This window comes from Burkholderia humptydooensis, assembly GCF_001513745.1.
GTDB lineage: Bacteria > Pseudomonadota > Gammaproteobacteria > Burkholderiales > Burkholderiaceae > Burkholderia > Burkholderia humptydooensis.
Genome location: NZ_CP013382.1, coordinates 1,001,057 through 1,026,516 on the forward strand (window position 1 = coordinate 1,001,057; position 25,460 = coordinate 1,026,516).

Annotated in this window: 19 protein-coding genes and 1 pseudogene; 12 read left to right on the forward strand and 8 right to left on the reverse strand. The window is 69.5% G+C overall.

Translation table 11 applies throughout. From position 1 onward, the window contains the following. The first annotated feature begins 110 nt into the window (after positions 1-110). The 6 genes from ptsP to AQ610_RS23520 all read left to right on the forward strand — a co-directional run bounded on the left by ptsP (position 111) and on the right by AQ610_RS23520 (position 8,901). Positions 111-2,666, forward strand: coding sequence for a phosphoenolpyruvate--protein phosphotransferase (gene ptsP, locus AQ610_RS23495; protein WP_043283157.1), 2,556 nt, complete (start codon positions 111-113; stop codon positions 2,664-2,666). Continuing rightward, positions 2,663-3,700 (forward strand): 1-phosphofructokinase family hexose kinase, encoded by a 1,038-nt coding sequence (locus AQ610_RS23500; RefSeq protein ID WP_006028835.1) that lies wholly within the window; start codon positions 2,663-2,665, stop codon positions 3,698-3,700. The genes ptsP and AQ610_RS23500 overlap by 4 nt, the downstream gene beginning before the upstream one ends. 22 nt (positions 3,701-3,722) lie before the next feature. After that, positions 3,723-5,492: a PTS fructose-like transporter subunit IIB gene (locus AQ610_RS23505; protein ID WP_006028834.1), complete on the forward strand. Its 1,770-nt coding sequence runs from the start codon at positions 3,723-3,725 to the stop codon at positions 5,490-5,492. Between the two features lie 403 nt (positions 5,493-5,895). Then, positions 5,896-6,630 carry a GNAT family N-acetyltransferase gene (locus tag AQ610_RS23510; protein WP_009915343.1) on the forward strand — a complete coding sequence of 245 codons (735 nt, stop codon included), beginning with the start codon at positions 5,896-5,898 and terminating at the stop codon, positions 6,628-6,630. Positions 6,631-6,683: 53 nt separating this feature from the next. Next, positions 6,684-7,337 (forward strand): glutathione S-transferase family protein, encoded by a 654-nt coding sequence (locus tag AQ610_RS23515; RefSeq protein ID WP_006028832.1) that lies wholly within the window; start codon positions 6,684-6,686, stop codon positions 7,335-7,337. Positions 7,338-7,476: 139 nt separating this feature from the next. Next, positions 7,477-8,901, forward strand: coding sequence for an MFS transporter (locus tag AQ610_RS23520; protein ID WP_006028831.1), 1,425 nt, complete (start codon positions 7,477-7,479; stop codon positions 8,899-8,901). 251 nt (positions 8,902-9,152) lie between these two features. On the opposite strand, the gene AQ610_RS23525 is transcribed toward AQ610_RS23520, so the two are convergent. From AQ610_RS23525 to AQ610_RS36955, 6 genes are all read right to left on the reverse strand, one after another. Then, on the reverse strand, positions 9,153-10,166 hold the full coding sequence (locus tag AQ610_RS23525; RefSeq protein WP_006028830.1) for a DUF2891 domain-containing protein: 1,014 nt from the start codon (positions 10,164-10,166) through the stop codon (positions 9,153-9,155). A gap of 71 nt (positions 10,167-10,237) precedes the next feature. Further along, entirely contained in the window at positions 10,238-10,876 is a 639-nt protein-coding gene (locus tag AQ610_RS23530) for a hypothetical protein (protein ID WP_043283156.1), read from the reverse strand. A gap of 192 nt (positions 10,877-11,068) precedes the next feature. Beyond that, positions 11,069-11,860, reverse strand: coding sequence for a cupin-like domain-containing protein (locus AQ610_RS23535; protein WP_006028828.1), 792 nt, complete (start codon positions 11,858-11,860; stop codon positions 11,069-11,071). A gap of 1 nt (position 11,861) precedes the next feature. Beyond that, the gene (locus tag AQ610_RS23540; RefSeq protein WP_006028827.1) at positions 11,862-13,226 is read right to left on the reverse strand and encodes a DUF3326 domain-containing protein; all 1,365 of its coding nucleotides are present in this window, start codon (positions 13,224-13,226) and stop codon (positions 11,862-11,864) included. Beyond that, the gene (locus AQ610_RS23545; RefSeq protein ID WP_006028826.1) at positions 13,213-16,542 is read right to left on the reverse strand and encodes a Rieske 2Fe-2S domain-containing protein; all 3,330 of its coding nucleotides are present in this window, start codon (positions 16,540-16,542) and stop codon (positions 13,213-13,215) included. Before AQ610_RS23545 ends, AQ610_RS23540 begins: the two co-directional genes overlap by 14 nt. After that, complete coding sequence (locus tag AQ610_RS36955) at positions 16,543-16,743, reverse strand: hypothetical protein (protein ID WP_162486729.1); 201 nt, start codon at positions 16,741-16,743, stop codon at positions 16,543-16,545. Between AQ610_RS36955 and AQ610_RS37595 the strand changes: the two are divergent. Next, positions 16,646-16,936, forward strand: a pseudogene (locus AQ610_RS37595) (ABC transporter ATP-binding protein); the annotation flags it as partial. The gene AQ610_RS36955 and the pseudogene AQ610_RS37595 overlap by 98 nt on opposite strands. 33 nt (positions 16,937-16,969) lie before the next feature. Here AQ610_RS37595 and AQ610_RS23550 read toward each other — a convergent pair. Beyond that, entirely contained in the window at positions 16,970-17,734 is a 765-nt protein-coding gene (locus AQ610_RS23550) for a TetR/AcrR family transcriptional regulator (RefSeq protein ID WP_006028825.1), read from the reverse strand. Positions 17,735-17,951: 217 nt separating this feature from the next. Here AQ610_RS23550 and AQ610_RS23555 point away from each other — a divergent pair, with 217 nt between their 5' ends. From AQ610_RS23555 to AQ610_RS23575, 5 genes are all read left to right on the forward strand, one after another. After that, positions 17,952-19,133, forward strand: a complete 1,182-nt coding sequence (locus AQ610_RS23555; protein WP_006028824.1) for an isovaleryl-CoA dehydrogenase — start codon at positions 17,952-17,954, stop codon at positions 19,131-19,133. Positions 19,134-19,155: 22 nt separating this feature from the next. Continuing rightward, positions 19,156-20,763 carry a carboxyl transferase domain-containing protein gene (locus tag AQ610_RS23560; RefSeq protein ID WP_006028823.1) on the forward strand — a complete coding sequence of 536 codons (1,608 nt, stop codon included), beginning with the start codon at positions 19,156-19,158 and terminating at the stop codon, positions 20,761-20,763. A 20-nt stretch (positions 20,764-20,783) separates the two neighbouring features. Continuing rightward, entirely contained in the window at positions 20,784-21,569 is a 786-nt protein-coding gene (locus tag AQ610_RS23565) for an enoyl-CoA hydratase/isomerase family protein (RefSeq protein ID WP_015602552.1), read from the forward strand. A 124-nt stretch (positions 21,570-21,693) separates the two neighbouring features. Continuing rightward, complete coding sequence (locus AQ610_RS23570; protein WP_006028821.1) at positions 21,694-23,694, forward strand: acetyl-CoA carboxylase biotin carboxylase subunit; 2,001 nt, start codon at positions 21,694-21,696, stop codon at positions 23,692-23,694. Between the two features lie 127 nt (positions 23,695-23,821). After that, positions 23,822-24,964, forward strand: a complete 1,143-nt coding sequence (locus tag AQ610_RS23575) for a DUF2827 domain-containing protein (protein WP_009915317.1) — start codon at positions 23,822-23,824, stop codon at positions 24,962-24,964. 24 nt (positions 24,965-24,988) lie between these two features. Here the strand turns inward: AQ610_RS23575 and AQ610_RS23580 are convergent, their stop codons facing one another. Next, positions 24,989-25,456: a DUF4019 domain-containing protein gene (locus AQ610_RS23580; RefSeq protein WP_009915315.1), complete on the reverse strand. Its 468-nt coding sequence runs from the start codon at positions 25,454-25,456 to the stop codon at positions 24,989-24,991. Positions 25,457-25,460 lie beyond the last annotated feature (4 nt).

Sequence of the window (25,460 nt, forward strand, 5' to 3'; positions counted from 1 at the left end):
CGGCGCTTGCCGCACATTTCACGCGGTTTCCCAAAATCGGGGAACGCTTGACGGTCAAAGTGGTATCGATTCCAATACGCACATTCCAACGACTCATCCCAGGAGACGCGATGCCGCCGTTGCTCACCGCGGAACTCGTCCGGCTCGGCGCGAAGGCCGACTCGAAACACGATGCGATCGGCCAGGCCGGCGCGCTGCTCGTCGCGGCGGGCGTCATCGAGCCCGGCTATGTCGACAGCCTGCACGGCCGCGAGCAGGTGTCGAACACGTACCTCGGCAGCGGCGTCGCGATCCCGCACGGGCTGCAGGAGGATCGCCACCTGATCCGCCGCACGGGCGTCGCGGTGCTGCAACTGCCGGACGGCGTCGAGTGGCAGGGCGGCGAGCGCGCGCGGCTCGTCGTCGCGATCGCCGCGCAGTCCGGCGAGCACATCGCGCTGCTGCAGCGCCTGACCCGGCTGATCGGCGATCCGGCGCAGCTCGAGCGGCTGCTCGCCGCGCGCGATCCGCAGGCAATTGTCGACGCGCTGAACGGCGCGCAGCCGGCGCGCGCGGCAAGCGGTGCAAGCGTAACGGGCGCGGCCGGTGGCGCGTCGGCCGCCGTCGCCGCAGCGACGCCCGCCGACTACGCGCACCAGCGCGAACTGATCCTCGACTATCCGCACGGCCTGCACGCGCGGCCCGCGAGCGCGTGGGTCGCGACCGCGAAGCGCTATCAGGCGGCGCTGCGCGTGCGTTGCGGCGAGTTCGCCGCCGATCCGAAGAACCTCGTCAGCCTGTTGCAGCTCGGCGCGACCGCGCAGGCGCGGCTCGTCGTGTCCGCGCAGGGCGTCGACGCGGCCGACGCGCTCGCCGCGCTCGCGCGCACGATCGAAGCGCTCGCCGCCGAGGAGCATGCGCGCGCGGCGGCCGCGCAGGCGCGCCGGCAGAGCGCGCAGCCGGCGCTGTGGACGCCCGAGGACCCGGCGACCGCGTTCGAGGGCATCGGCGCGGGGCCGGGCCTCGTGACGGGGCCGGTGCGCGTGCTGCGCGCGACGCGCGTCGACGTCGAGGACCGGCCGGGCGACACGCTCGACGCGTCGCATCGGCTCGAGCGCGCGCTCGCCAATACGGCGGCCGAGCTCGACGCGCTCGCGCGCGAGACGGCGTCGCGGCTCGGCGCGGCCGAGGGCGAGATCTTCGTCGCGCAGCGCGAGCTGCTGAACGACGCCGGGCTGCTCGACGAGGTCGTGCGGCTGATCGTCGACGGGCACGGGCTCGCGTGGGCGTGGCATCGCGCGACCGAAGCGCAGGCCGGGCGGCTCGCCGCGCTCTCCGATCCGCTCCTCGCCGCGCGCGCGACCGATTTGCGCGACGTCGCGCGGCGCGTGCTGCGGCATCTCGGCGAGACGGGCGACGGCGCGGCGGCGGGCGGCGCGGGCGCGCCGTCGATCCTGATCGCCGAAGATCTGACGCCGTCCGACACCGCGCAGCTCGACCCGGCCGTGACGCTCGGCTTCTGCACGGTCGCGGGCGGCCCGACGTCGCACACGGCGATCCTCGCGCGCACGCTCGGCGTGCCGGCGGCGGTTGCGTGCGGCGCGACGCTGATGGGCGTCGCCGACGGCGCGTGCGCGGTGCTCGACGGCAACGCGGGGCGGCTTTACGTCGGCGTGTCGGCGCGCGATGCCGAGCGCGCGCGGCAGGTCGAGCAGCGCCTGGCCGACGAGCGGCGGCGCGCGAGCGCGAACCGCGCGCTGCCCGCGGCGACGCTCGACGGCCACGTGATCGAGATCGGCGCGAACATCACGCGGCCCGCGCAGGTTGCCGACGCGCTCGCGCAGGGCGCGGACGGCGTCGGCCTGATGCGCACCGAGTTCCTGTTTCTCGAGCGCCGCGACGCGCCCGACGAGGACGAGCAATACGCGTGCTACAAGCAGATGGTCGACGCGAGCGGCGGCCGGCGGCTCATCATCCGCACGCTCGACATCGGCGGCGACAAGCAGGTGCCGTATCTGAACCTGCCGCACGAAGCGAATCCGTTCCTCGGCGTGCGCGGGCTGCGCTTGTGCCTGCGGCGGCCGGATCTCTTCGTGCCGCAACTGCGCGCGCTGTATCGCGCGGCGAAGGCGGGGCCGCTCTGGATCATGTTCCCGATGGTGTCGACGCTCGACGAGGCGCGCGACGCGCTCGCGCTCGCCGAGACCGTGCGCGCCGAGCTCGACGCGCCGAAGGTGCCGCTCGGCATCATGGTCGAGACGCCGTCGGCCGCCGCGCTCGCCGATCATTTCGCGCAGGTCGTCGACTTCTTCTCGATCGGCACGAACGACTTGACGCAATATGTGCTCGCGATCGACCGCGAGCATCCGGAGCTCGCGCGGCTCGCCGAAAGCCTGCATCCGGCCGTGCTGCGGATGATCAGGCAGACGGTCGACGGCGCGCGCCGTCATCGCAAGTGGGTCGGCGTGTGCGGCGGGCTCGCGGGCGATCCGCTCGGCGCGTCGATTCTCGCGGGCCTCGGCGTCGACGAATTGTCGATGAGCGCGCGCGACGTCGCCGCGGTGAAGACGCGGCTGCGCGGCGCGCGGCTCGACGCGCTCGCGGCGCTCGCCGCGCGCGCGCTCGACTGCGCGGACGTCGACGCGGTGCGCGCGCTCGATTCGGCCGAGATCCGGGCGGCCGCATGACGACCGTCGTGACCGTGACGCCGAATCCGGCGCTCGACCAGACCGTGCGCGTGCGCAACCTCGCGCTCGGCGACGTGAACCGCGCGGAATCGCTCGAATTCAACGCGGGCGGCAAGGGCGTGAACGTCGCCGGGTGCCTCGCCGACTACGGGATCGCGACGATCGCGACCGGGCTGCTCGGCGCGGACGACGGCGCGGCGTTCGACGCGATGTTCGCCGACAAGCAGATCGCGGACCGCTTCGTGCGGATCGCGGGGCGCACGCGGATCAACGTGAAGCTCGTCGACGATGCGCGCGGCGAGACGACCGACATCAATCTCGCGACGTCGCGGCCGACGGCGGCCGATGTCGCCGCGCTCGAGCGCCGGATCGTGGAACTCGCGGCGCCCGGCTGCTGGGTCGTGCTCGCGGGCAGCCTGCCGCCGGGCGTCGATGCGTCGTTCTACCGGCGCGCGACGCGCGCGCTGCACGACGCGGGCGCGCGCGTCGCGCTCGACACGAGCGGCGCGCCGCTCGCCGACGCGCTCGCGGCGGGCGACCCGCGCGAGCTGCCGGACCTCGTGAAGCCGAATCTCGCGGAGCTCGAGGCGGCGCTCGGCCGCGCGCTCGCCAGCGACGACGCGATCGTGCGCGCCGCGTGCGAGCTGGCCGCGCGGGGGATCGCGCACGTCGTCGTGTCGCTCGGCGCGCAGGGCGCGCTCGGCGTGGCGGCGGAATTCGGCGCGGATGTCGATGCGAACGTCGCCGCGCCGCGGCCGACCGCCTACCGGATCTTCCGCGCGACGCCGCCGCGCGTGCCTGTCGCGAGCACGGTCGGCGCGGGCGATGCGTTCGTCGCCGGGCTCGTCGCGAGCCTGACGGAAGCGCGCGCCTGGGGCGACGCGGGCCGCCGCGCGACCGCGTTCGCGGCCGCGAAGCTCGCGCGCGTCGGCCCGCACCTGCCCGGGCGCGCGGCGCTCGACGCGCTCGCCGCGCAGGTCGAAGTCGACACCTTCACGCTGGCCGCCGAAGCGGGCGGCGCCGTTCATTCATAAACCGGGCAGGCCGGAGACAGTCATGGAAAAATTGATCGGACTCGTGGCGGCGCCGGCGCGGACCGCCGCGCCGACCTTCGCCGCGCACACGCTCGGCCGCGCCGCGCAAGCGCGCGGCGTTGCGCTCGCGCTCGAGACGCGCAGCGCGCTCGGCGTGCAGACGCCGTTGTCCGCGGAGCAGATCGGCGAGGCGAGCGCCGTGCTGATCGCGGCGGACGATCCGGCGTCGATCGACGAAGCGCCGTTCGCCGGCAAGACGATTCACCGCGTGTCGGTCGACGATGCGATTCGCGACGCGCACGCCGTGCTCGCGCGCGCGTCGGGGCAGGCCGCCGTCGCTTCGGCCGCGCAGGCTGCCGCTGCCGCGTCGAGCGGCTCGCGCCCGCTGAAGATCGTCGCGATCACGTCGTGCCCGACCGGCATCGCGCACACGTTCATGGCGGCCGAAGGGCTCGCGCAGGGCGCGCAGGCGCTCGGCCATGCGATTCACGTCGAGACGCAGGGCTCGGTCGGCGCGCAGAACCGGCTGACCGACGCGCAGATCGCCGAAGCGGACCTCGTCGTGATCGCCGCCGACACGCAAGTCGACAAAAGCCGCTTCGGCGGCAAGCGGCTCTACGAGACAGGCACGAAGAGCGCGATCGGCAGGGGCGCGGCGCTGATCGAAAGGGCGATCGCCGACGCGCGCGTCGAAGGCGGCGCGGCGGCAGGCGCGGCGGCGCTTGCCGATCAGGTCGCCGCCGCGAAGCAGGCGCGCGCCGCGAAGGCGGGCGGCCCGTACCGGCACCTGATGACGGGCGTGTCGTACATGCTGCCGTTCGTCGTCGCGGGCGGCCTGCTGATCGCGCTGTCGTTCGCGCTCGGCGGCATCTACGCGTTCGACGACGCGCACAAGGGCACGCTCGCGTGGTCGCTGTTCCAGATCGGCGCGAAATCGGCGTTCGCGCTGATCGTGCCGGTGCTGTCCGGCTACATCGCGTACTCGATCGCGGACCGGCCGGGCGTCACGCCCGGCATGGTCGGCGGGATGCTCGCCGCGAGCCTGAACGCGGGCTTTCTCGGCGGCATCGTGTCGGGCTTCCTCGCGGGCTACGCGGCGCTCCTCATCAACCGCCATCTGAAGCTGCACCGCAATCTCGAAGGGCTGAAGCCGGTGCTGATCATTCCGCTCGTGTCGACGCTCGTCGTCGGCCTGTTGATGCTCTACGTCGTCGGCTCGCCCGTCGCGGCCGCGCTGCACGCGCTCGAAGGCTGGCTGCGCTCGATGCAGGCGGGCAGCGCGGTCGTGCTCGGGCTGATCCTCGGCGGGATGATGGCGGTCGACATGGGCGGCCCGGTGAACAAGGCGGCTTACGCGTTCAGCGCGGGGCTGATCGCGAGCCACGTCTATACGCCGATGGCGGCGACGATGGCGGCCGGGATGACGCCGCCCCTCGGCATCGCGCTCGCGACGTGGCTATTCCGGCAGCGCTTCGGGACCGAGGAGCGCGAGGCGGGCAAGGCGGCGGCCGTGCTCGGGATCGCGTTCATCACCGAAGGCGCGATTCCGTTCGCCGCGCGCGATCCGATGCGCGTGATTCCAGCGTGCATCGCCGGCTCGGCGGTGACGGGCGCGATCTCGATGGCGGCGGGCGCCGAGCTGAAAGTGCCGCACGGCGGGATCTTCGTGCTGCCGATTCCGAACGCGGTCACGCATCTGGGCGTGTATGCGCTCGCGATCGTCGCCGGCACGCTCGTGACCGCGCTCGCGGTCGGCATGCTGAAGCGGGCGGCGCAGCCGGCGGCGGCCTGAAGCCGGGGCGGCGCGCGGCCGCGGATGCGGCCGTCGCCCGCTGCACACTTGTGCGCTTGCGCGCGTCGCCATCGGCGACGTGCGATGTTCCGCACCGACGCCATGCGCGCCGCGCCGCGATGCTTCGGAGTCCGGCATCGGGGCGCGGCATTCCGGCAAATGGAACGGCCCGTTGATTGTCCGCACGTCCGCTTCCGTCGTGGACGCACGGACGATACATTGCGTGAACGATCCGCGCGATCCACCGACCGCCGCCCCCGTTCGCGCTCCCCGAAGCGGCGCATCCCGCCGACGTCTCTTACAATCGGATGCGCCGCCGCGATGCCGGGCGGGTCGATCCGGGATCGTCGCGCGGGCTTCGTCGCCGACCGGCGCTCCGTTCATCGTTTCGGGAATCCTTTTCGTGAGTGACAACGCCTATACCAACGAATTCGGCCAGCCGACCGGCACGCCGGTGCCCGGCTGGCAGCCGCGTTCCGCGCCGCCGCGCACGCCGGCGCAGGGCCGGTTCTGCCGCATCGAGCCCGTCGATCCGGGCCGGCACGCGAACGATCTGTATGCGGCGTACGCAACGGCCGCCGACGGCCGCGACTGGACGTACATGGGCGGCGGCCCGTTCGCCGACGCCGCGAGCTATCGCGCGTACCTGGAGAAGGCGGCCGCAAGCGACGATCCGCTGCATCACGCGATCGTCGATCTGGCGACGGGCAAGGCGGTCGGCACTTTCGCGCTGATGCGCGCCGATCGCGCGAACGGCGTGATCGAAGTCGGGTTCGTCGCGTATTCGCCGCTGCTGCAGAAGACCTGCGCGGGCACTGAGGCGCTGTTCCTGCTGATGCGGCGCGTGTTCGACGAGCTCGGCTATCGCCGCCTCGAATGGAAATGCGACAGCCTCAATGCGCCGTCGCGCGTGGCGGCGCTTCGCTATGGCTTCACGTATGAGGGGCTATTCCGGCAGGCCGTCGTCTACAAGGGGCGCTCGCGCGACACCGCATGGTATTCGATCGTCGACGGCGAATGGCCCGTGCTGCGCCCGGCGTTCGAGCAGTGGCTCGCCGCCGGGAATTTCGACGAGCAGGGGCGTCAGCGGCAGTCGCTGTCCACGCTGATCGCGGCGGCGCGCGGCGGCGGCGCGTGACGCACGGGCGGCGAGCGCGAGCGTCGATTCCGCCGTCGAATTCGGGAGACTGCATGGGCGAACTGACGATATGGGGGCGGCGCGATTCGTTCAACGTGCAGAAGGTGCTGTGGCTGCTCGACGAACGCGCGCTGCGCTACGACTGGCGGCCCGCCGGCGGCGGGTATGGCGGCCTCGACGATCCCGAATTCCTGCGGATGAATCCGCACGGCCGCATTCCGGTGCTGCGCGACGGCGCGCACGCGATCTGGGAATCGCACGCGATCGTTCGCTATCTCGCCGCCGCCTACGGCGACGACGCGCTCTGGCCGCCGGACCCGCTCGCGCGCTCGCAGGCCGACCGCTGGATCGACTGGATGCTCGCGACGCTGCAGCCGGATTTCCTGACGGGCGTGTTCTGGGGCTACTACCGCACGCCGGAGCCGCGGCGGCGGTGGGATGCGATCCGCCGCGACGTCGCGCGCTGCGCGCGGCATTTCGGCGTGCTCGACCGGCAGCTCGCGGATCGCCCGTTCCTCGGCGGCGAGCGCCTCGGGCTCGCGGACGTGTGCATCGGCGTATCGCTGTACCGCTACTACGGGCTCGACATCGAGCGCCCGTCGCTGCCGAACGTCGAGCGCTGGTATGCGCGGCTGCAGGCGCGGCCCGCGTATCGGCGCAACGTGATGCTGCCTTTCGGCCATCTGAAGGGGCGTCTGGACTTCTGATCCGCGTGGCGCCTCCGGACTTCCGGCATCGATTGGCCTCGATTTCGACGCCGAGGCGGGCGGCCGGTAAAATGCCCGAACCCCGGCGGCGGCCCGCGGCCGCCGTCAGACGACAACGACATTCGGAGACACTCCCGTCATGGCTTCAACGGAAAGCGCGTCGCGCGCATCGGTGTCGGCATCGGCATCGGCGATCGACGCCGGCGTCATCTCGGCGCGCCTCGACCGCCTGCCGCCCACCCGCAGCGTCTGGAAACTCGTCGCGCTGCTGAGTCTCGGCTTTTTCTTCGAGCTCTACGATCTGCTGTACAGCGGCTACGTCGCGCCCGGCCTCGTGAAGAGCGGCATCCTGAGCGCGACGACGCACGGGCTGTTCGGCACGACGGGCGTCGCGAGCTTCATCGCCGCGCTGTTCGCGGGGCTCTTCATCGGCACGATCGCGTGCGGCTTCCTCGCCGACCGCTTCGGCCGCCGCGCGGTGTTCACGTGGTCGCTCCTGTGGTACACGGCCGCGAACGTCGTGATGGCGTTCCAGGACACCGCCGCGGGCCTCAATTTCTGGCGCTTCGTCGTCGGGCTGGGGCTCGGCGTCGAAATGGTGACGATCGGCACGTACATCTCGGAGCTCGTGCCGAAGCAGATCCGCGGCCGCGCGTTCGCGTGCGAGCAGGCGGTCGGCTTCGCCGCGGTGCCCGTCGTCGCGCTGCTCGCGTACCTGCTCGTGCCGCGCGCGCCGTTCGGCCTCGACGGCTGGCGCTGGGTCGTGCTGATCGGCGCGCACAGCGCGCTCTTCGTCTGGTGGATTCGCCGCCAGTTGCCGGAAAGCCCGCGCTGGCTCGCGCAGCAAGGCCGGCTCGACGAAGCCGAGCGCGTGCTCGCCGCGCTCGAGGCGAAGGTCGAGGCGGAGTACGGCCGGCCGCTGCCGCCGCCCGCGCCCGCCGAGCCCGTCCCGCCGCGCGGCCGGTTCGGCGACATGTGGGCGCCGCCGTACCGCAAGCGCACGGTGATGATGACGATCTTCAACGTGTTCCAGACGGTCGGCTTCTACGGCTTCGCGAACTGGGTGCCGACGCTGCTCATCAAACAGGGGATCACCGTCACGACGAGCCTCATGTATTCGAGCGTGATCGCGCTCGCGGCGCCGATCGGGCCGCTGATCGGCCTCGCGATCGCCGATCGCTTCGAACGCAAGACGGTGATCGTCGCGATGGCGGGCGCGGCGATGATCTCGGGGCTGCTGTTCAGCCAGGCGTCGGCCGCGTGGCTGCTCGTCGCGCTCGGCGTGTGCCTCACGCTCGCGAACAACATCATGTCGTACAGCTTCCATGCGTATCAGGCCGAGCTGTTCCCGACGGCGATCCGCGCGCGCGCGGTCGGCTTCGTCTATTCGTGGAGCCGCTTCTCGGCGATCTTCACGTCGTTCGCGATCGCGGCCGTGCTCAAGGGATTCGGCACGCCCGGCGTGTTCGTGTTCATCGCGGGCGCGATGGCGATCGTGATGGCGTCGATCGGGATGATGGGGCCGCGCACGAAAGGCATCGCGCTCGAAGCGATATCGCATTGACGGCGCGCCGGGCGGACGGCGCGCGCGTTCGATGCGTGCGCCAGCGCCTGGCGACGAAGGGCTGGCCGGCGGCGGGCATGCGGGCGGCGTGCCGCGATGCCGTATTCAGGCGAGCCGCATCAGCGGTCCGCTCCGCGCACGTGGCTTTGCGATGGGCGTGCTCGAACGGCGCGACCCGATGCGCGCGACAGGCATCGGGCGATGCAACGACGTCGGACGCAGCCGACGCGACGCCGCTTCCGTCGGTCGGCTCACGCCTCCAGCGCGAGCACCGCAAACGACGCGAGCCAGTGCTCGCCCATGTAGTCGCCCGCGACGTGCTCGAGCGCGCTCGCGAGATGCGCGTCGGCCGCGCCGGCGAGCGCCGCCCGGCGCGGATCGCCGTCCGGCAGCGCCCGTGCGAGCGAGCGCTGGCACCACGCGCGGCTCAGGTTCAGGCCGTCGAGGTGCGCGATCTTGCCGTCGGTGCGGTCGGTGACGGTGGCGGGCGTGAAGAGCGTCGCCGGCTCGCGCGCGGCGAGCGACGGCAGGAACGCGTCGAACCACGCGAGAAACTCGGCCGCCGGCAGCACGCGCCGCATCAGCTCCGCCTCCATCAGCGCGGGCGACAGGAACTCGTCGCCGCTCGGCTCCCACGCCTGACAGTTCGCGTCGCGCAGATGCCAGCGCCGCGCGGTGTCGACGATCAGCGCCTCGAGCGCCGCGCGCCCCGTCTGCCGTGCGAAATCGAGCGCGAGCGACAGCGCGAACGCGGTGTTGAAGTGCGTGCCGACGCGCAGCGGATAGGTCGCCTTCGGCAGGAATTCGGTGAAGCGCTCGACGAAGATGTCGGTCAGCGGCGCGAGCGTCGCCGACCAGCGGCGGCCCGCGTCCGACGTCATCGACGCGAGCTGCGCGGACAGCGCGAGCAGCCATCCCCAGCCGTATGGCCGCTCGAAGCCATGATTGTGCGGCAGGTTCAGGTACGCCGCTTCGCCCGCGACGTTCTCGGCGGTGAAGTGCGCGTCGACGGTCTCGACGATGCGCCGCGCCTGCGGCAGATCGGCAAAGCGATCGAGCAGCCGCGTGACGAGCCAGTAGCCGTGCACGCACGAATGCCAGTCGTAGCTGCCGTAGAAGATCGGATGCAGCGCACGGGGGCCGCGCACGTCTTGCGGGCCGGCGAGTGAATGCGTGAGCTTGTTCGGATATTCGCGCGTCAGGTGGCCGAGCGCGAGGTTCGCGAATTGCGAGGCGAGGGCGGGCGTCAGTTGTCGGGCGGTCATGGCGAGGGCGTCGAAAGAAGAGCGGCGCGCATCGCGCGCGCCGCGGTCGACGACATGTTACTCGCCGGCGTCTACGGACGGCAGTGCAACTGCTGGTAGCGCGTTTCGAGCTCGATCTGCTGCTCGCTGCGCTCGCGCTGTTCCTTCGCTTCCCGCTCGGTGGCCGGATACGGCTGGTGCGCCGACGAACGGCTCCCGTAGCCGGCCGACAGCGCCGCGAAGTTCGACGGCGCATGGCCGTTCGCGGACGGCAACGGCCGCGACGGCGGCGGTTCGTAGACGGGCGGCGCGGGGACTTTCCACGGCGTCGGGCTGTTGATCGCGCTCGGCGTGAGCAGCGCGGGCGGCGCCGAGCGTGCGGCGGCTTGCGTGTGGCGCGCCAGATTGTCGATCTTCGACGCGAGCTCGTCGCACGCTGCCTGCCGGCCCTGATCCTGCGCGAACGCGAAGTTGCGCTGCAGCGGGGCCGCGTATTGCGGCTTCGCGTCGGATGGCGCGGGCTTCGGCAGCGTTTGGGGGGCGAGGCTGCCGGACGGCAGCGAATGGGCGCGGGCGGTGGCGGGCGGCGTCTTCTGGCGTGGTTGCGGCGGCACCGCGCGGGACGCCGCCGCCGCGCTCGCCGGCGAGCCGGCAAGCGGCTGCGCTTGCGCGCTCGTGCACGCCGCGAGCAGGATCGCGGCCAGCGCCGCGCGCGACATCGGGACATTCATGCGGCGAAGTAGCGACAAAAATCTAACGAGCCGCGGATCGTCTCATGGCGAGCCGTGTCATGTCGATTGGATTCGTGTGGAGATTTGTCTCGGTGAGCGCGATGGCTCGGGATTCTCGTCTGCGCCCCGCCGACGGCGTAGGTTCGGATCGACAGCGCGCATCCGCAAGCCGCATGCCGAACGACACGCGCGTCACTTGACCCAAAGCGGATGATCCGCATAACGGCAGAATCGCGCGATCACGCGCGGCTTCAGAAAATATCTCGCGTTGGCGGCATTGATGAAATTCTCCGACAGCGCGAGGCTCGGCTCCTCGTTTCTGACCGCGTGCCACCAGGTGGCCGGCATGTACACGATCTCGCCGGGCTGCTGCACATGCATGTGCGCCCGTGCGTTCGCGAATAGCGGAAAGCGATCGAGGTCGGGGCGAAACGCGTCGACTGCCCCTCGATACATGCATTGCGCCTGATCCGGCGAATAGACGAGCCACCGCTTGCTGCCGACGAACAGCGCGTTCCACGCGCTCGTCAGCAGGAAATCGACGTGCAGATGCGACGCCGACGAGGCCGGGCCGATGTACAGCCAGCGCCATTTCGGTTGCCACTTGCCCGGAAGGCGCGTCGCCCAGTTCGCGAAGTGGCGCGGAACCCGATACTGCGCGCGCAAGTCCGGAATGTCGTCTTCGAATACCCAGTCTTTCAGATAGAAATGCGCGTCCGGATCGCCGAGGCTGTCGATGTAATCGGCGAGCGGCAGCGTGACGGTGCGGTCGTAGTCGTCGGAACGCCGGGCGACGATCGTCACGTTGCCGTGGCGACGCTTGAAGTAATCGAGATTCCAGAGGCGCGCGGCCTCCCAATCCCGCATGAGGCCCGTGAGCACGACCGGTTTTCCCGGCATCGCATACCGTTCGACGAACTCCTCGCACGACAGCGCGTCGCGTCTGTCGATCGGCAGGAAACCGGTTCGCGCGACGCCGTTCATGTCAGGCCACGTTCGCGGCGGCCGCGATCGGCGATGCGCCGCGCGCGCGCTCCGTGCCCACGCGAAGCACGTCGACGGGTTCGAGCGGCCGTCTGACCGAATCGGGATTCAGGCCCGCGCGCATCGAGGCGATGACGCCCGCGGCTTCCCAGTAGTTGTCGACGATGCGCAATTGTCCCGGCGCCCACGGCAGGCTGCGAAGATCGTTGCGCATGACGTTGCGATTCTCGCGCACGGCGATGACGGGTATGCGTTGCGCCAGTGCGGCGAATACCGGCAATCCGACGCAGCCTTCGGGAATCACGATGCACGACACGTCGGACACGGATACCGTCCCGGCGGCGTCGCTCGCGCGCGCGAGCTCGACGATGCGGGGCGAGCGCTTCAAGCCCTTGAGGATGCACTGCAGGAACGTGAGGGAAACGACTTCCGGCGCGATGCGCGGATCGACTACGCCGTAATCGCGCACGGCGAATCGCGCGTCTTCGTACATCGGCGAGTGTGCCGACGGCACCGAGAACAGTGTCGATATGGTGTGCGTGAGCATGGCTTCGACGCCGCCCCACGGATTGACCATGCCGAGCGTGCCTTCGTAGTAGCCGGTGCGGCATTCGTCCGGGACGTGGATGTGCGAGGCGATCGCGACTGCGTCGAACGTGTCGCGATGCTCGGCGAGCAGCGCCACGAGCGCGTCCAGGTTCTCGACGACGCCGGCCGCGCGGCCGCTCGACGCATAGGTGCTCGTCAGGCGGATGCCGGGGTCCAGGTGCAATACGCGAGGGCAATCGAGGCCGTATGCGGCGCGCGCGGCATTGACCGAGTTGATCGCCGCGTTGACGAAGGTCGGGCATTCGTTCGAGCCGACGACCGCGAGCACGCGGTTTGCCCGCACCGGTTGAAGGCCGATCTGGCCGAGCAGGAGCCGGCAGATGACGCTGCCTTCGACATAGAGGCCGTTCGCCGGCAGCTCGTTGATGTCCGCGGCGTTGACGACGTTCGGATGCGTGATCAGGCGATCGCAGATCGACGACAGCAGCATCGCGACGGGGCCGGCGTCGCCGTCGTGGCCGCCGATTTCCGCGCCGACGCCGGTCGGCACGATCAGCGCGACGTTGAATTCGCCGCCGCCGATGCGCGTTCGCCGCTCGCATTTGAACAATCCGCCTGCCTGGATGGCATCGGGAATCTCGCCGTTCGACAGCACGCCGATTTCGCAATCGAATCCGCGTTCGTCGCTGCGCGTGACGACGAAGCGCACCGGCGTCTCGTCGGGTTCGAGCTGTTGCCGCGTGAGCTCGCGAAGACGATCGAGCGACACGCTCGCCAGCGGGCGGGAAACGGAAAACGCTTTTTCATGGATATGCATGGTCGAGTCCCCCGTTCTGGCGAAGAAAGTCTTCGTAGGAAAACCGCTGGACCACCGCGAGCCTGCCGGTTTCGTCCCTGCGATAGATGGTTGGCATGTTGATGCCGTTGAAGCGATGCGCTTTCACGAGCGTATAGGCGCCGGCGTTCACGAACGCCACGCGGGAGCCCACCTTCAGCGGCGCGTCGAAGCGACAGGTGCCGAACAGGTCCCCTGCGAGGCACGACGCGCCCGCCAGCAGGTACGCATGCTCGTGCGCGGGATGATGGCCGGCGACGTCCGGCCGAAACTGATATTCGAATACCTCGGGGTAGTGATTGACGGTCGTATCGAGCACGGCGACGGACGTGCCGCCGCTGTCGAACAGATCGACGACGGACGCGACGATCGTCCCGGCCGCACGCGCGATCGCCGCGCCCGGCTCGACGAACAGCGTGATGCCGAAGCGCTCGCGCAGGCGTTTTGCGCACGCGTGGAACCGGTCGACGTTTCGCGCGTTGTCCGCGATGTAGCCGCCGCCCAGATTGACCCAGGCGAGACCGTCGAGCGCGCGCGAGAGCCGCTTTTCGATGTGATCGATCGTTTCGGCAAGCTGACCAAAATCGGGGGAGTCGCAGTTCGTGTGGAAATGAATGCCTTGCAGGCCCTGCAGCGCGCGCGGATCGTCGGCGACGGCGCGTTCCATCGCGTCGAGCGGCACGCCGAGCTTCGAATGAGGCCGGCACGGATCGTAGCGCGCGTCGGCCACGACCGAATATTGCGGATTGATCCGCAAGCCGCACGACAGGCGGCCCGCGAACGCGGCATGCAGGCGACCCCATTGCGACAGCGAGTTCAGCGCGACGTAATCGCAGTTGTCGACGATCGCGCCGAGGTCGCGGTCGCTCAACGCCGGCGTCGTGAGATGGATCGAGCCCGCCCGGCCGAGGAGCGCGCGCGAAAACGCGGCCTCGAACGGCGAAGATGCGGCGAAGCCGTCGACATGCGGCGCGATGCATTCGAGCGCTCCCGCGTGCGAGAACGGCTTCAGCGGATACAGCAGGCGGCAGCCGCTGTCGCCGAGCAGCGCGTGCATCGCAGACAATGCATCGCGCAGCGCGCGTTCGTCATAGACGAATGCGGGCGTGTCGAGCGCATCGAGCGCATCGAGGGTTTCGGCTTCGCGTCGCCGGGCGGACGGTGGCGTCGCGGCGGAGGTCGCGGAGGCCGCGCAGGCGCGGCGGGCCGCATCCGCGCCATCGCTCCGAGGCGCGCCGTTTTCGTCGCGCTCGCGCAGCCTGAGCGCTTGATTCACGCGCGCGATCGCGCCGTCGCGCGGACGTCGAACGCAGCGCGTGACGGGCAGGGCGCGCCGCAGCAATTGCTGGAAATCCGCGACGCTCACTTCCATGTCGTTGAATACGCCGCGCCGATCATAACTGCGCGTCGATGCCGCAACCTGGCTTCGATAATTGAGTTGAATGTCTTCCTCGACGAGCTCGATCTGCAATTGCTCGACATTGCATTGCCGGGCGACGTTCAGCGCGCCGTCCGCCGCGTGGCCGTAGCTGCGGATCTTCACGCTGCACGCTCGCGGGCCGACCGGAATGAACGACATCGCCTGGATGTGATCGGGAAAGACCGTGATGCCGAGCATCGTCGCCGTTTGCGCCGTTTCGGGAATCGAGCCGAACACTGTCAGTTGAAGCGGGCGCGAAAGGGCGGCGTTGCCGTCGGCCATCGCGCGTTGCCGCGCTTCCTCGTCGGCGCCGTGTGTCGCGCCGCACTTCAATGCATCGCGATAGCGCGCCTCGACGGGCGACAGTCGCGCCGATTCCGGTTCGCGCAGCGTCAGCAGGTCGGATTGGCTCGACAGCTCGAACAAGCGGATCATCGCCCGGTGCGCCGCCGGGAAGTGATACATCTCGAGAAAGTTTTCCCACAGAATCTTCGCGTCCGCTTCGACGGCGAAGTCGTACCAGCCCTTGCCGATGAGCGGCGCCATCCGCTCGATCCGGTATGGGGCGAGCATTCGCGCATGCTCCCAGATAGCAGCGACGCCGCCTCGGCCAGCCGCGAACCGCACGAATATCAGCCCTTGCCAGAGGTCGACGTCGATCGGCGCGAGCGCGCCGCACGCGCGCAGCCGTGCCGGATCGTCGGTTCGGCGATCGATGTCGATGAGGCGCTCGGCGCGTATCGCGCCGTCCCGGCCGCGAGAAACGTATGCGCGCTCGCCCGATACGTCGAGCGTCAATGCGCGTTCGCCGTCGCCCAGCTCCGCCGCGTGGCCGACGAAATGCCAGGCGGGCAGGACGAGCGCGTCCCTTTCGAGCGCGTGCAGCTCCGCGTCGCCGTATACCCAGGTGGCCATCGTCTCGCGCAGCGGTCCGCTCGCGAGCCGAGGCCCGATGTCGGCGATGTCGGCGCTATCGATCGTCGGCTCGCCGCTTCGTTTCGCGAGCGACGCGTAGTGCGCCGGGATGTCCGGATACGTCAGCAGGTGCTGACGAAGCTCGGCGCGAAGCACCGACAGGATAGACGGATCACGCGCACGGCGAATCTCCGCCGCGAGGAAGCCGATGCGCAGCAGCACGCGGAACCGGTCCGGCACGAACGGCCGCTTGACATCGGGAAACGCGAAATACACGCGCTCGTACAGCGCCGCCATTCGGCGGCTGACGCGCGAGACCGCTTTGCGCACGAGGATGCCGCCGCCGTCGTCGACGACTGCCGGAACGCACGACAGAGAAAAGGCTTGCTGGCGAAAATCCGTGCCGAACTCGCCGTGTCGCGCCCCCGGCGCGTTTGCGCAGCGTCCGTCGACGTCGAAGGTCCAGCCGTGATACGGGCATCGAATGTGGCGATGCGGATCGAATGAGCCGGCAGCCTGAAAGATCTGCGTCTGCCGATGAGGGCAAACATTCAGGAACACGCGCGCCTCGCGCTCGCCCGAGCGGACCGCCGTCATGCTTTCCTGAAACGCATAGCCCGTCACGTAATCGCCGACGTTCGGCATCTCGTCCAATCGACAAAAGAGATGCCAGTCGTCGGTGTCGGCATGGTGTTCGACCGCCCGCAGCATCGTTGCCGCGTAGAATGCGCGCGCATTCTCGAGCGAGACAGGCTCGCCCGTTTGCGCCGCGTATCGAGCGGCTGCGCGATCGAAATGCGAGGCCGTTTCGCCTGCGCCGTCGAGCAGGGCTTCGACTCGCGCGTCCCAGTCGGGCAGCGACGATGCGGCCGCTTGGCGCGCGCGGACGACCCATTCGTATTGTTCAAGACCACAAGCAATCAGTTGTCTTTCGTATTCTCGATCGGCCCCGGGGTGGTCCATTCACGCGTTCCCTCGCAAAAAAACGCGACGACGAAGTTCGGTTCGGATAATGGATGCGTCGTTGTTTTCATCATAGGTAATGAAAATTAAATAGGGTAGCTTGAGATTGCGTTGGCGCGTCGCGATCGGTGCGACGGGCGAAACAATCGGCGGGAATGTCGACGAGAGATTGAATGTGGCTCGGCCGAAGCTGATTTGCATGGGCGAGCCGACGATGGGGCTGTCGCCGCTCTATGTCGACAGGATGTTCGAGCTGATCGACGCGATCAACAGGCAGGGCTTGACGGTGTTCATGGTCGAGCAGTACGCGAGCCTCGCGCTTCGGAGCGCGCACTACGGGTATGCATTGCAGATGGGGGGTGTCGTGCTCGATGGGGCGGCTGAGTTGTCGCTGGCGTGCAGAGAGCGCCCGGCGCACGCGTTGCCGTTACGCCGGCTTCCCCGCCTTGCGGCTCGCCGCCGGCTCGCGCGGCGCACGCGCGCACGCCTCGTCGAGCCGCCGCATCGCGTCCGCGACGTCGCTCCGAAAGCGCACGAGCGCCGCGTTTTCCGGCGCGGGCGGCTGCAGCCCCGTCCACAACAGATCGATCAACTGCTCGGCCGTCGTCTCGGTGTCGAGCTTCCGATGGCCGAGGATCGCGTCCCACAGCACATGCTCGATCGGCCCGAACACCATCGAGCGCAGCAGGCTGAGCGGCATGTCAGCGCGCACCTGTCCCGTCGCCTGTCCGCGCGCGAGCACGTCCATCAGCGGCGCCGTGTAGCGGCGCTGCAAGGCCGCCAGCTCGTCGGCGAGCGCGTGCTGCTTCGCGCGCCCCTCGGAGAGCACGAGCGCGCAGAGGCCCGTGCCGTTCACGAGCATCAGCCGCAGATGCGTGCGGACGATGAACGCGAATTGCTGCCGCACCGATCCGTCGCGCGACATCCCCGTCTCGAACGCATCGATGATTTCGTCGTACCAATCGGCGATCACGCGCGCGCACAGCTCCCGCTTGCCGCGAAAGTAGCTGAACACCGTTGCCTCCGACACGCCGACGCGCTGCGCGATCTCCGCCGCGGTCGCGTGCTCGTAACCTTTTTCCGCGAAGACTTCGCGTCCCGCGCGCAAGATGTCCTGCACGCGCTGCTGCGACTTGCGGCCGGCGGGCGCGCGCGGCGCGTCCGCGCGGTCGGTTTTCTGAGTGGCGGTCATATGGGTTGTCCCGCGGGGGTGTCCTGCGGCTGTCGGCGTCGTTGCGGTGTGCTCGATCATAACTGAGTGGCGCTCAAAAAACTATTGACGCTCGTGCGGATCAAGCGCGAAACTAGCGAAAATTTCCGCAACGTATGGCAATGAACCGGCGGACGTGTCGATTTGAGCAAGACTCAATAATCGATGCGTTCGAGGACTTCCTGGAGACGGAGGAGACATGAGCAACCTGCCCGGCGTGAACTTCATGCTCGGTGAAGACATCGAGATGCTGCGCGATTCGATCGCGCATTTCGCCGCGAAGGAAATCGCGCCGCGCGCGGCCGAGGTCGATCGCACCGACCAGTTCCCGATGGACCTGTGGCGCAAGTTCGGCGAGCTGGGCGTGCTCGGGATGACGGTCGCCGAGGAGTACGGCGGCGCGAGTCTCGGCTACACCGCGCACATGGTCGCGATGGAGGAGATCTCGCGCGCGTCGGCGTCGGTCGGGCTGTCGTATGGCGCGCATTCGAATCTGTGCGTGAACCAGATCCACCGCAACGGCACCGAGGCGCAGAAGCGCAAGTATCTGCCGAAGCTGATCTCCGGCGAGCACATCGGCGCGCTCGCGATGAGCGAGCCGAACGCGGGCTCCGACGTCGTCAGCATGAAGCTGCGCGCGGACCGGCGCGGCGACCGCTACGTGCTGAACGGCACGAAGATGTGGATTACGAACGGTCCGGACTGCGACACGCTCGTCGTCTATGCGAAGACCGAACCGGAGGCCGGTGCGCGCGGCATCACCGCGTTCATCGTCGAGAAGGGGATGAAGGGCTTCTCGGTCGCGCAGAAGCTCGACAAGCTCGGCATGCGCGGCTCGCATACGGGCGAGCTCGTGTTCGAGGACGTCGAGGTGCCCGAAGAGAACATCCTCGGCGAGCTGAACGGCGGCGTGAAGGTGCTGATGAGCGGTCTCGACTACGAGCGCGCGGTGCTCGCGGGCGGCCCGACGGGCATCATGGCCGCGTGTCTCGACGCGGTCGTCCCGTACGTTCACGACCGCAAGCAGTTCGGCCAGCCGATCGGCGAATTCCAACTGATCCAGGGCAAGATCGCCGACATGTACACGACGTTCCAGGCATGCCGCGCGTATCTGTACGCGGTCGGCCGGCATCTCGATGCGGGCGGCAGCGCCCACGTGCGCCAGGTGCGCAAGGATTGCGCGGGCGTGATTCTCTACACCGCGGAAAAAGCGACGTGGATGGCGGGCGAGGCGATCCAGATCCTCGGCGGCAACGGCTACATCAACGAATATCCGGTCGGCCGCCTGTGGCGCGACGCGAAGCTCTACGAGATCGGCGCCGGCACGAGCGAGATCCGCCGGATGCTGATCGGCCGCGAGCTGTTCGCGGAAACGGCCTGACCCTGCGCGCGGAGCCCACGCGATGCCGATCATCGAATCCAAGCTGAACCCGCGTTCCGACGAATTCCGCGCGAACGCCGCGGCCCTCGAGGCGCTCGTCGCCGACCTGCGCGAGAAGATCGACCGGCTCGCGCTCGGCGGCGGGCAGGCCGCGCGCGACAAGCATCTGTCGCGCGGCAAGCTGCTGCCGCGCGAGCGGATCGCGCAACTGCTCGATCCGGGCACGCCGTTCCTCGAGCTGTCGCAACTCGCCGCATACGGGATGTACAACGACGACGCGCCGGGCGCGGGCATCGTCACCGGCATCGGCAGGATCGCCGGCCGCGAGTGCGTGATCGTCTGCAACGACGCGACGGTCAAGGGCGGCACCTACTACCCGGTCACCGTGAAGAAGCACGTGCGCGCGCAGGAGATCGCGGCCGAGAACCGGCTGCCGTGCGTGTACCTCGTCGATTCGGGCGGCGCGAACCTGCCGAATCAGGACGACGTGTTTCCCGACCGCGACCACTTCGGCCGGATCTTCTTCAATCAGGCGAACCTGTCGGCGGCGGGCATCGCGCAGATCGCGGTGGTGATGGGCTCGTGCACCGCGGGCGGCGCGTACGTGCCCGCGATGAGCGACGAGTCGATCATCGTCAGGAACCAGGGCACGATCTTTCTCGGCGGGCCGCCGCTCGTGAAGGCCGCGACGGGCGAGGAAGTGAGCGCCGAGGATCTCGGCGGCGGCGACGTGCACACGCGCCTGTCCGGCGTCGCCGATCATCTCGCGCAGAACGACGCGCACGCGCTCGCGATCGCGCGCACGATCGTCGGCAACCTGGGCGCGCGCCACGGCGCGTCGCTTGCGATGCGCGAGCCGCTGCCGCCGCGCTACGACGCGAAGAGCCTGTACGGCGTGATTCCCGTCGATACGAGGAAGCCGTTCGACGTGCGCGAGGTGATCGCGCGGATCGTCGACGATTCGGCGTTCGACGAATTCAAGGCGCGCTACGGCACGACGCTCGTCACGGGCTTCGCGCACATCTGGGGGCACCCGGTCGGGATCGTCGCGAACAACGGCATTCTGTTCTCCGAATCGGCGACGAAGGGCGCGCACTTCATCGAGCTGTGCTGCCAGCGCAAGACTCCGCTCGTGTTCCTGCAGAACATCACGGGCTTCATGGTCGGCCGCAAGTACGAGAACGAGGGCATCGCGCGCCACGGCGCGAAGATGGTGACGGCCGTGTCGACCGCGAAGGTGCCGAAGTTCACGGTGATCATCGGCGGCTCGTTCGGCGCGGGCAACTACGGGATGTGCGGCCGCGCGTTCGGCCCGCGCTTTTTATGGATGTGGCCGAACGCGCGGATTTCGGTGATGGGCGGCGAGCAGGCGGCGTCGGTGCTCGCGACCGTGCGCCGCGACGGGATCGAGGCGAAGGGCGGCGAATGGTCGGCGCAGGACGAGGAGGCGTTCAAGCAGCCGATTCGCGACCAGTACGAGCGCCAGGGCCATCCGTACTACGCGAGCGCGCGCCTGTGGGACGACGGCGTGATCGACCCCGCGCAGACGCGCGACGTGCTGGGCCTCGGCCTTGCCGCCGCCATGAACGCGCCGATCGAGGACACGCGCTTCGGCGTGTTCCGGATGTGACGCATGCAAAGGAGCCGATGATGCGCTACGAAACGATCGAAGTGACCGACGACGGCCGTGTCGCGACCGTCACGCTCGCGCGCCCCGACGTGCGCAATGCGTTCAACGAGACGATGATCGCCGAGCTGACCACCGCGTTCGACCGGATCGACGCGCATGCGTCGCTGCGCGCGGTCGTGCTCGCCGCGCGCGGCCCCGCGTTCTGCGCGGGCGCGGACCTGAACTGGATGAAGAAGATGGCGGGCTTCTCCGACGACGAGAACCGCGCCGACGCGCGCCGGCTCGCGCGGATGCTCGATGCGGTCTACCGCTGCGCGAAGCCCGTGATCGCGCGCGTGCACGGCGACGCTTACGCGGGCGGCGTCGGGCTCGTCGCCGCGTGCGACATCGCGATCGCCGCCGAGGACGTGAAGTTCTGCCTGTCCGAGGCGCGTCTCGGGCTGATCCCGGCGACGATCGCGCCTTACGTCGTGCGCGCGATGGGCGAGCGCGCCGCGCGCCGCTATTTCGCGACGGCCGAGGCGTTCGACTGCGCGAAGGCCGCGCAGCTCGGCTTCGTGCACGAGCGCGTGCCGGCCGGCGCGCTCGATGCGAGTGTCGCGAAGCTCGCCGAAGCGCTGTGCGCGAACGGCCCGCAGGCGGTGCGTGCGTGCAAGACGCTCGTGCGTGACGTCGCGGGCCGCGCGCTCGACGCCGCGCTGATCGAGCAGACCGCCGGCTGGATCGCGAAGACGCGCGCGGGCGCGGAGGCGCGCGAAGGCGTCGCGTCGTTCCTCGAGAAGCGCACGCCGTCGTGGCGCGCGTGATCCCGGCGTCGGCCGTCGGCCGCCGCGCGTCGCCACGGCGTGCGGCGATGGCCGTGACGCAGCGCGCCGCGCGACCCGCGCGCCGAACCGAATCCGTTACCGATTTCCCGTTTCCCGACTCATCATGTTCGACAAGATCCTGATCGCCAATCGCGGCGAAATCGCCTGCCGGGTCGCCGCGACCTGCCGGCGCCTCGGCATCGCGAGCGTCGCGGTCTATTCGGATGCCGACGCGCACGCGAAGCACGTCGCCGCATGCGACGAGGCCGTGCACATCGGCGGCGCGGCGGCCGCCGACAGCTACCTGCGGATCGAGCGCATCATCGACGCCGCGCGCGCGACGGGTGCGCAGGCGATTCACCCCGGCTACGGCTTCCTGTCCGAGAACGAAGATTTCGCGCGCGCGTGCGAGGACGCGGGGATCGTGTTCGTCGGCCCGCCTGTCGAGGCGATTGCAGCGATGGGCTCGAAGGCGGCCGCGAAGGCGCTGATGCACGCGGCCGCGGTGCCGCTCGTGCCCGGCTATCACGGCGACGATCAGGCTCCCGCGCTGCTGCAACGCGAAGCGGACCGCATCGGTTATCCGGTGCTGCTGAAGGCGAGCGCGGGCGGCGGCGGCAAGGGGATGCGCGTCGTCGAGCGCGCGGCCGATTTCGCGGCGGCGCTCGCGTCGTGCCAGCGCGAGGCCGCGGCGAGCTTCGGCAACGATCGCGTGCTGATCGAGAAATACCTGCAGCGGCCGCGCCACGTCGAAGTGCAGGTGTTCGGCGACGCGCACGGCAACGCGGTCTATCTGTTCGACCGCGACTGCTCGGTGCAGCGCCGCCACCAGAAGGTGCTCGAGGAAGCGCCCGCGCCGGGCCTCGCGCACGAGCTCAGGCAGGCGATGGGCGAGGCGGCCGTCGCGGCCGCGCGCGCGGTCGGCTATGTCGGCGCGGGCACCGTCGAATTCATCATGACGGACGACGCGTTCTACTTCATGGAGATGAACACGCGCCTGCAGGTCGAGCATCCGGTCACGGAGATGGTGACGGGGCTCGATCTCGTCGAATGGCAACTGCGCGTCGCGGCGGGCGAGCCGCTGCCGCTGCGGCAGCCGGAACTGCACGTGCGCGGGCACGCGATCGAGGCGCGCCTGTATGCGGAGAACCCGGCGCGCGGCTTCCTGCCGTCGACGGGGCGCCTGAAGCATCTGCGCTTCCCGGCGGGCGTCGAGTTCGATGTCGGCGCGGCCGTGCGAATCGACAGCGGCGTGCGCGAAGGCGACGCGATCACGCCGTTCTACGACCCGATGATCGCGAAGCTGATCGTCCACGGCGACACGCGCGCGCAGGCGCTCGCGATGCTCGGTCGCGCGCTGCGCGAATGCGAAGTGGTCGGCTTGCACACGAATGCGGAGTTCCTGCAGCGGATCGTCGCGAGCCGGCCGTTCGCCGACGCGGATCTCGACACCGGGCTGATCGAGCGCCACCGCGACGCGCTGTTCGCGCCGCAGCCGGCGCCCGCGGCGGCGCTCGGCCTCGCGTGCGCGGCGCTGCTCGCGCGCGAGCGGGCGGCGGCGGGCGCGGGCGGCGCGGCGTCGCCGTGGGCCGCGCTGCCGAACTGGCGGCTGAACGCCGGCTACCGGCGCACGATCGGATGGCGCGCGCTCGACGACGACGCGATGCTCGAGGTCCGCTACCTGGAGCGCGGCGGCGTGCAGTCGCTTGAAGTCGGCGGCATCGCGAAGCCGTTCGCGTGGTCGCGCGGCGCGGGGCCGCTCGACTTCGACGTGACGTTGGGCGGCGTGCGCGCGAGCGGGCGCGTGCATGTGGACGGCGATACGTTCCACGTGTTCTGCCAGGGCGTCGCGCGCGCGTTCGAGTGGCGCAACCTGCTCGCGCACGCGGCCGATTCGACGGAAGGCGAGGGCCGGCTCACCGCGCCGATGCCGGGCAAGGTGATCGCGGTGCTCGTCGAGCCGGGGCAGAAGGTGGAGCAGGGCGATCCGCTCATCGTGATGGAGGCGATGAAGATGGAGCACACGATCGGCGCGCCGGCGGCGGGCGTCGTCGCCGAGGTGCTGTACGCGGTCGGCGATCAGGTGGCGGACGGCGCGCAATTGCTCGTGATGGGACAGGCTTGAGCGGCGCGGCGCACGTTAACGATATCTGACAGTCCGGTCACGGGATGTCCGCTAGACTCGAATCCTGGTGCGGGCGGCGGCGCCGCGCGTGCGCTACACTGCGTAATTCCCTTCCCTCCGGCATGCAATGACATCCCCTGTCGATTTGAACGGCCTGCGCATCGGTATCACGATCGGTCTGCGCGAGCCGAACGAGAGCCTTTGGATCAACGGCATCAAGCAGAACGCGCTGTTTCTCGCGAAGCTGCTGATGAAATCGTCGCGCGGCTATCGGGTGACGATCGTCAACACGACCGGCGTGCCGATCACCGACGCGCTGCCGTGGGACCGCCGGATCTTCGACACCCGCTCGTTCACCGACATGAAGGATTCGCTCGACGTGCTGATCGAGCTCGGCGGCCAGATCGACGGCGAGCAGACCGCTTACCTGAAGGCGCGCGGCGTGAAGCTCGTCAGCTACTGCTGCGGCTTCGAGTACATCCACGCGACGCAGTCGATCCTGTTCGGCCGCCGGATGTGGGAAACGCTCTTCATCAACCGCGGCTACGACGAGATCTGGGCAATTCCGCAGATCGCGCCGTCGTCGCTGCCGTTCCTGCAATCGCTGCGGCGCGCCCCAGGGCGCGTCGTGCCGTTCGTCTGGGACCCGATGTTCCTCGCCGAGCGCACGCGCCTCATGCACGAGCGCGGTGAGTACCGGCCGAGCGGCAAGCGCGCGAAGCGGCTCACGGTGATGGAGCCGAACCACGACGTCGTCAAGTTCTGCGTGTATCCGATGCTGATCATCGACGAAGCGTATCGGCGCGACCCGGACGCGATCGCGTTCACGCACGTGACGAACGCCGACCGGCTCGCGCGCGACAGCCCGGAATTCGTGATGCTGATGAATTATCTGGAGGTCGTCCGCGCGAGCAAGGCGAGCTTCGTCGGCCGCTTCGATACGCCGACCTTCCTCGCCGAGCATACGGACGTCGTCGTGTCGCACCAGTGGGAGAACCCGCTCAACTACTTCTATTTCGACGTCTGCTGGCAGGGCTATCCGCTCGTCCACAACGCGCATCTCGTGCCGGACATCGGCTACTACTATCCGGACAACGACGTGCAGACGGGCACGGAAGCGCTGATGCGCGTGCTGCGCGAGCACGACGACGACTGGGAAGGCTACGCGGCGCGGCAGCGCAGCCTGCTGCGCCGCTATACGTCGAAGAATCCGACGCTCGTCGCCGAATACGACACGCTGCTCGCGAATCTCGTCAACAACGGGCGCTGACGCGCCTCGCGCCGCCTATTCCACCTATTGCCCCGCGAGGGCCGGCGCCACGCCTTGCTGCTGCCGCGGCGCATACGAGACGAGGCGCCACTGGCCGTCGCTTTCCCGCCGCAAGCTCAGCTTCTCGAACACGACCTTGCCGCCTTGCAGCGTCGTCGTGAAATCGACGTTCGCGTACAGCCCGTCCGGCACGTCCTTCGTGTTCGCGAACTGAATCAGCATGATGTCCGACCAGCCTCGCCGCGCGACCGCGCCGAGCGGCGCGCGCAGCCGGCGCGTGTCGTCGGCGAAGCGCTGCGCGGTGGACTTGCTCCTGACGAAAGCGGCGCAATCTTTCCACATGTCGTCGAAGCGGCCTTCGTCGATCTGCTTCAGCACGTTCTCGGCGCTTTGCAGCACCCCATCGGGGGACGGGCTCGTTTGCGCGTGAGCGAGCGCGCCCGCGGCCAGCAGCGCGCCTGCGGCCGCGCATCGAGCGACGATTTTCTTCAAGGTG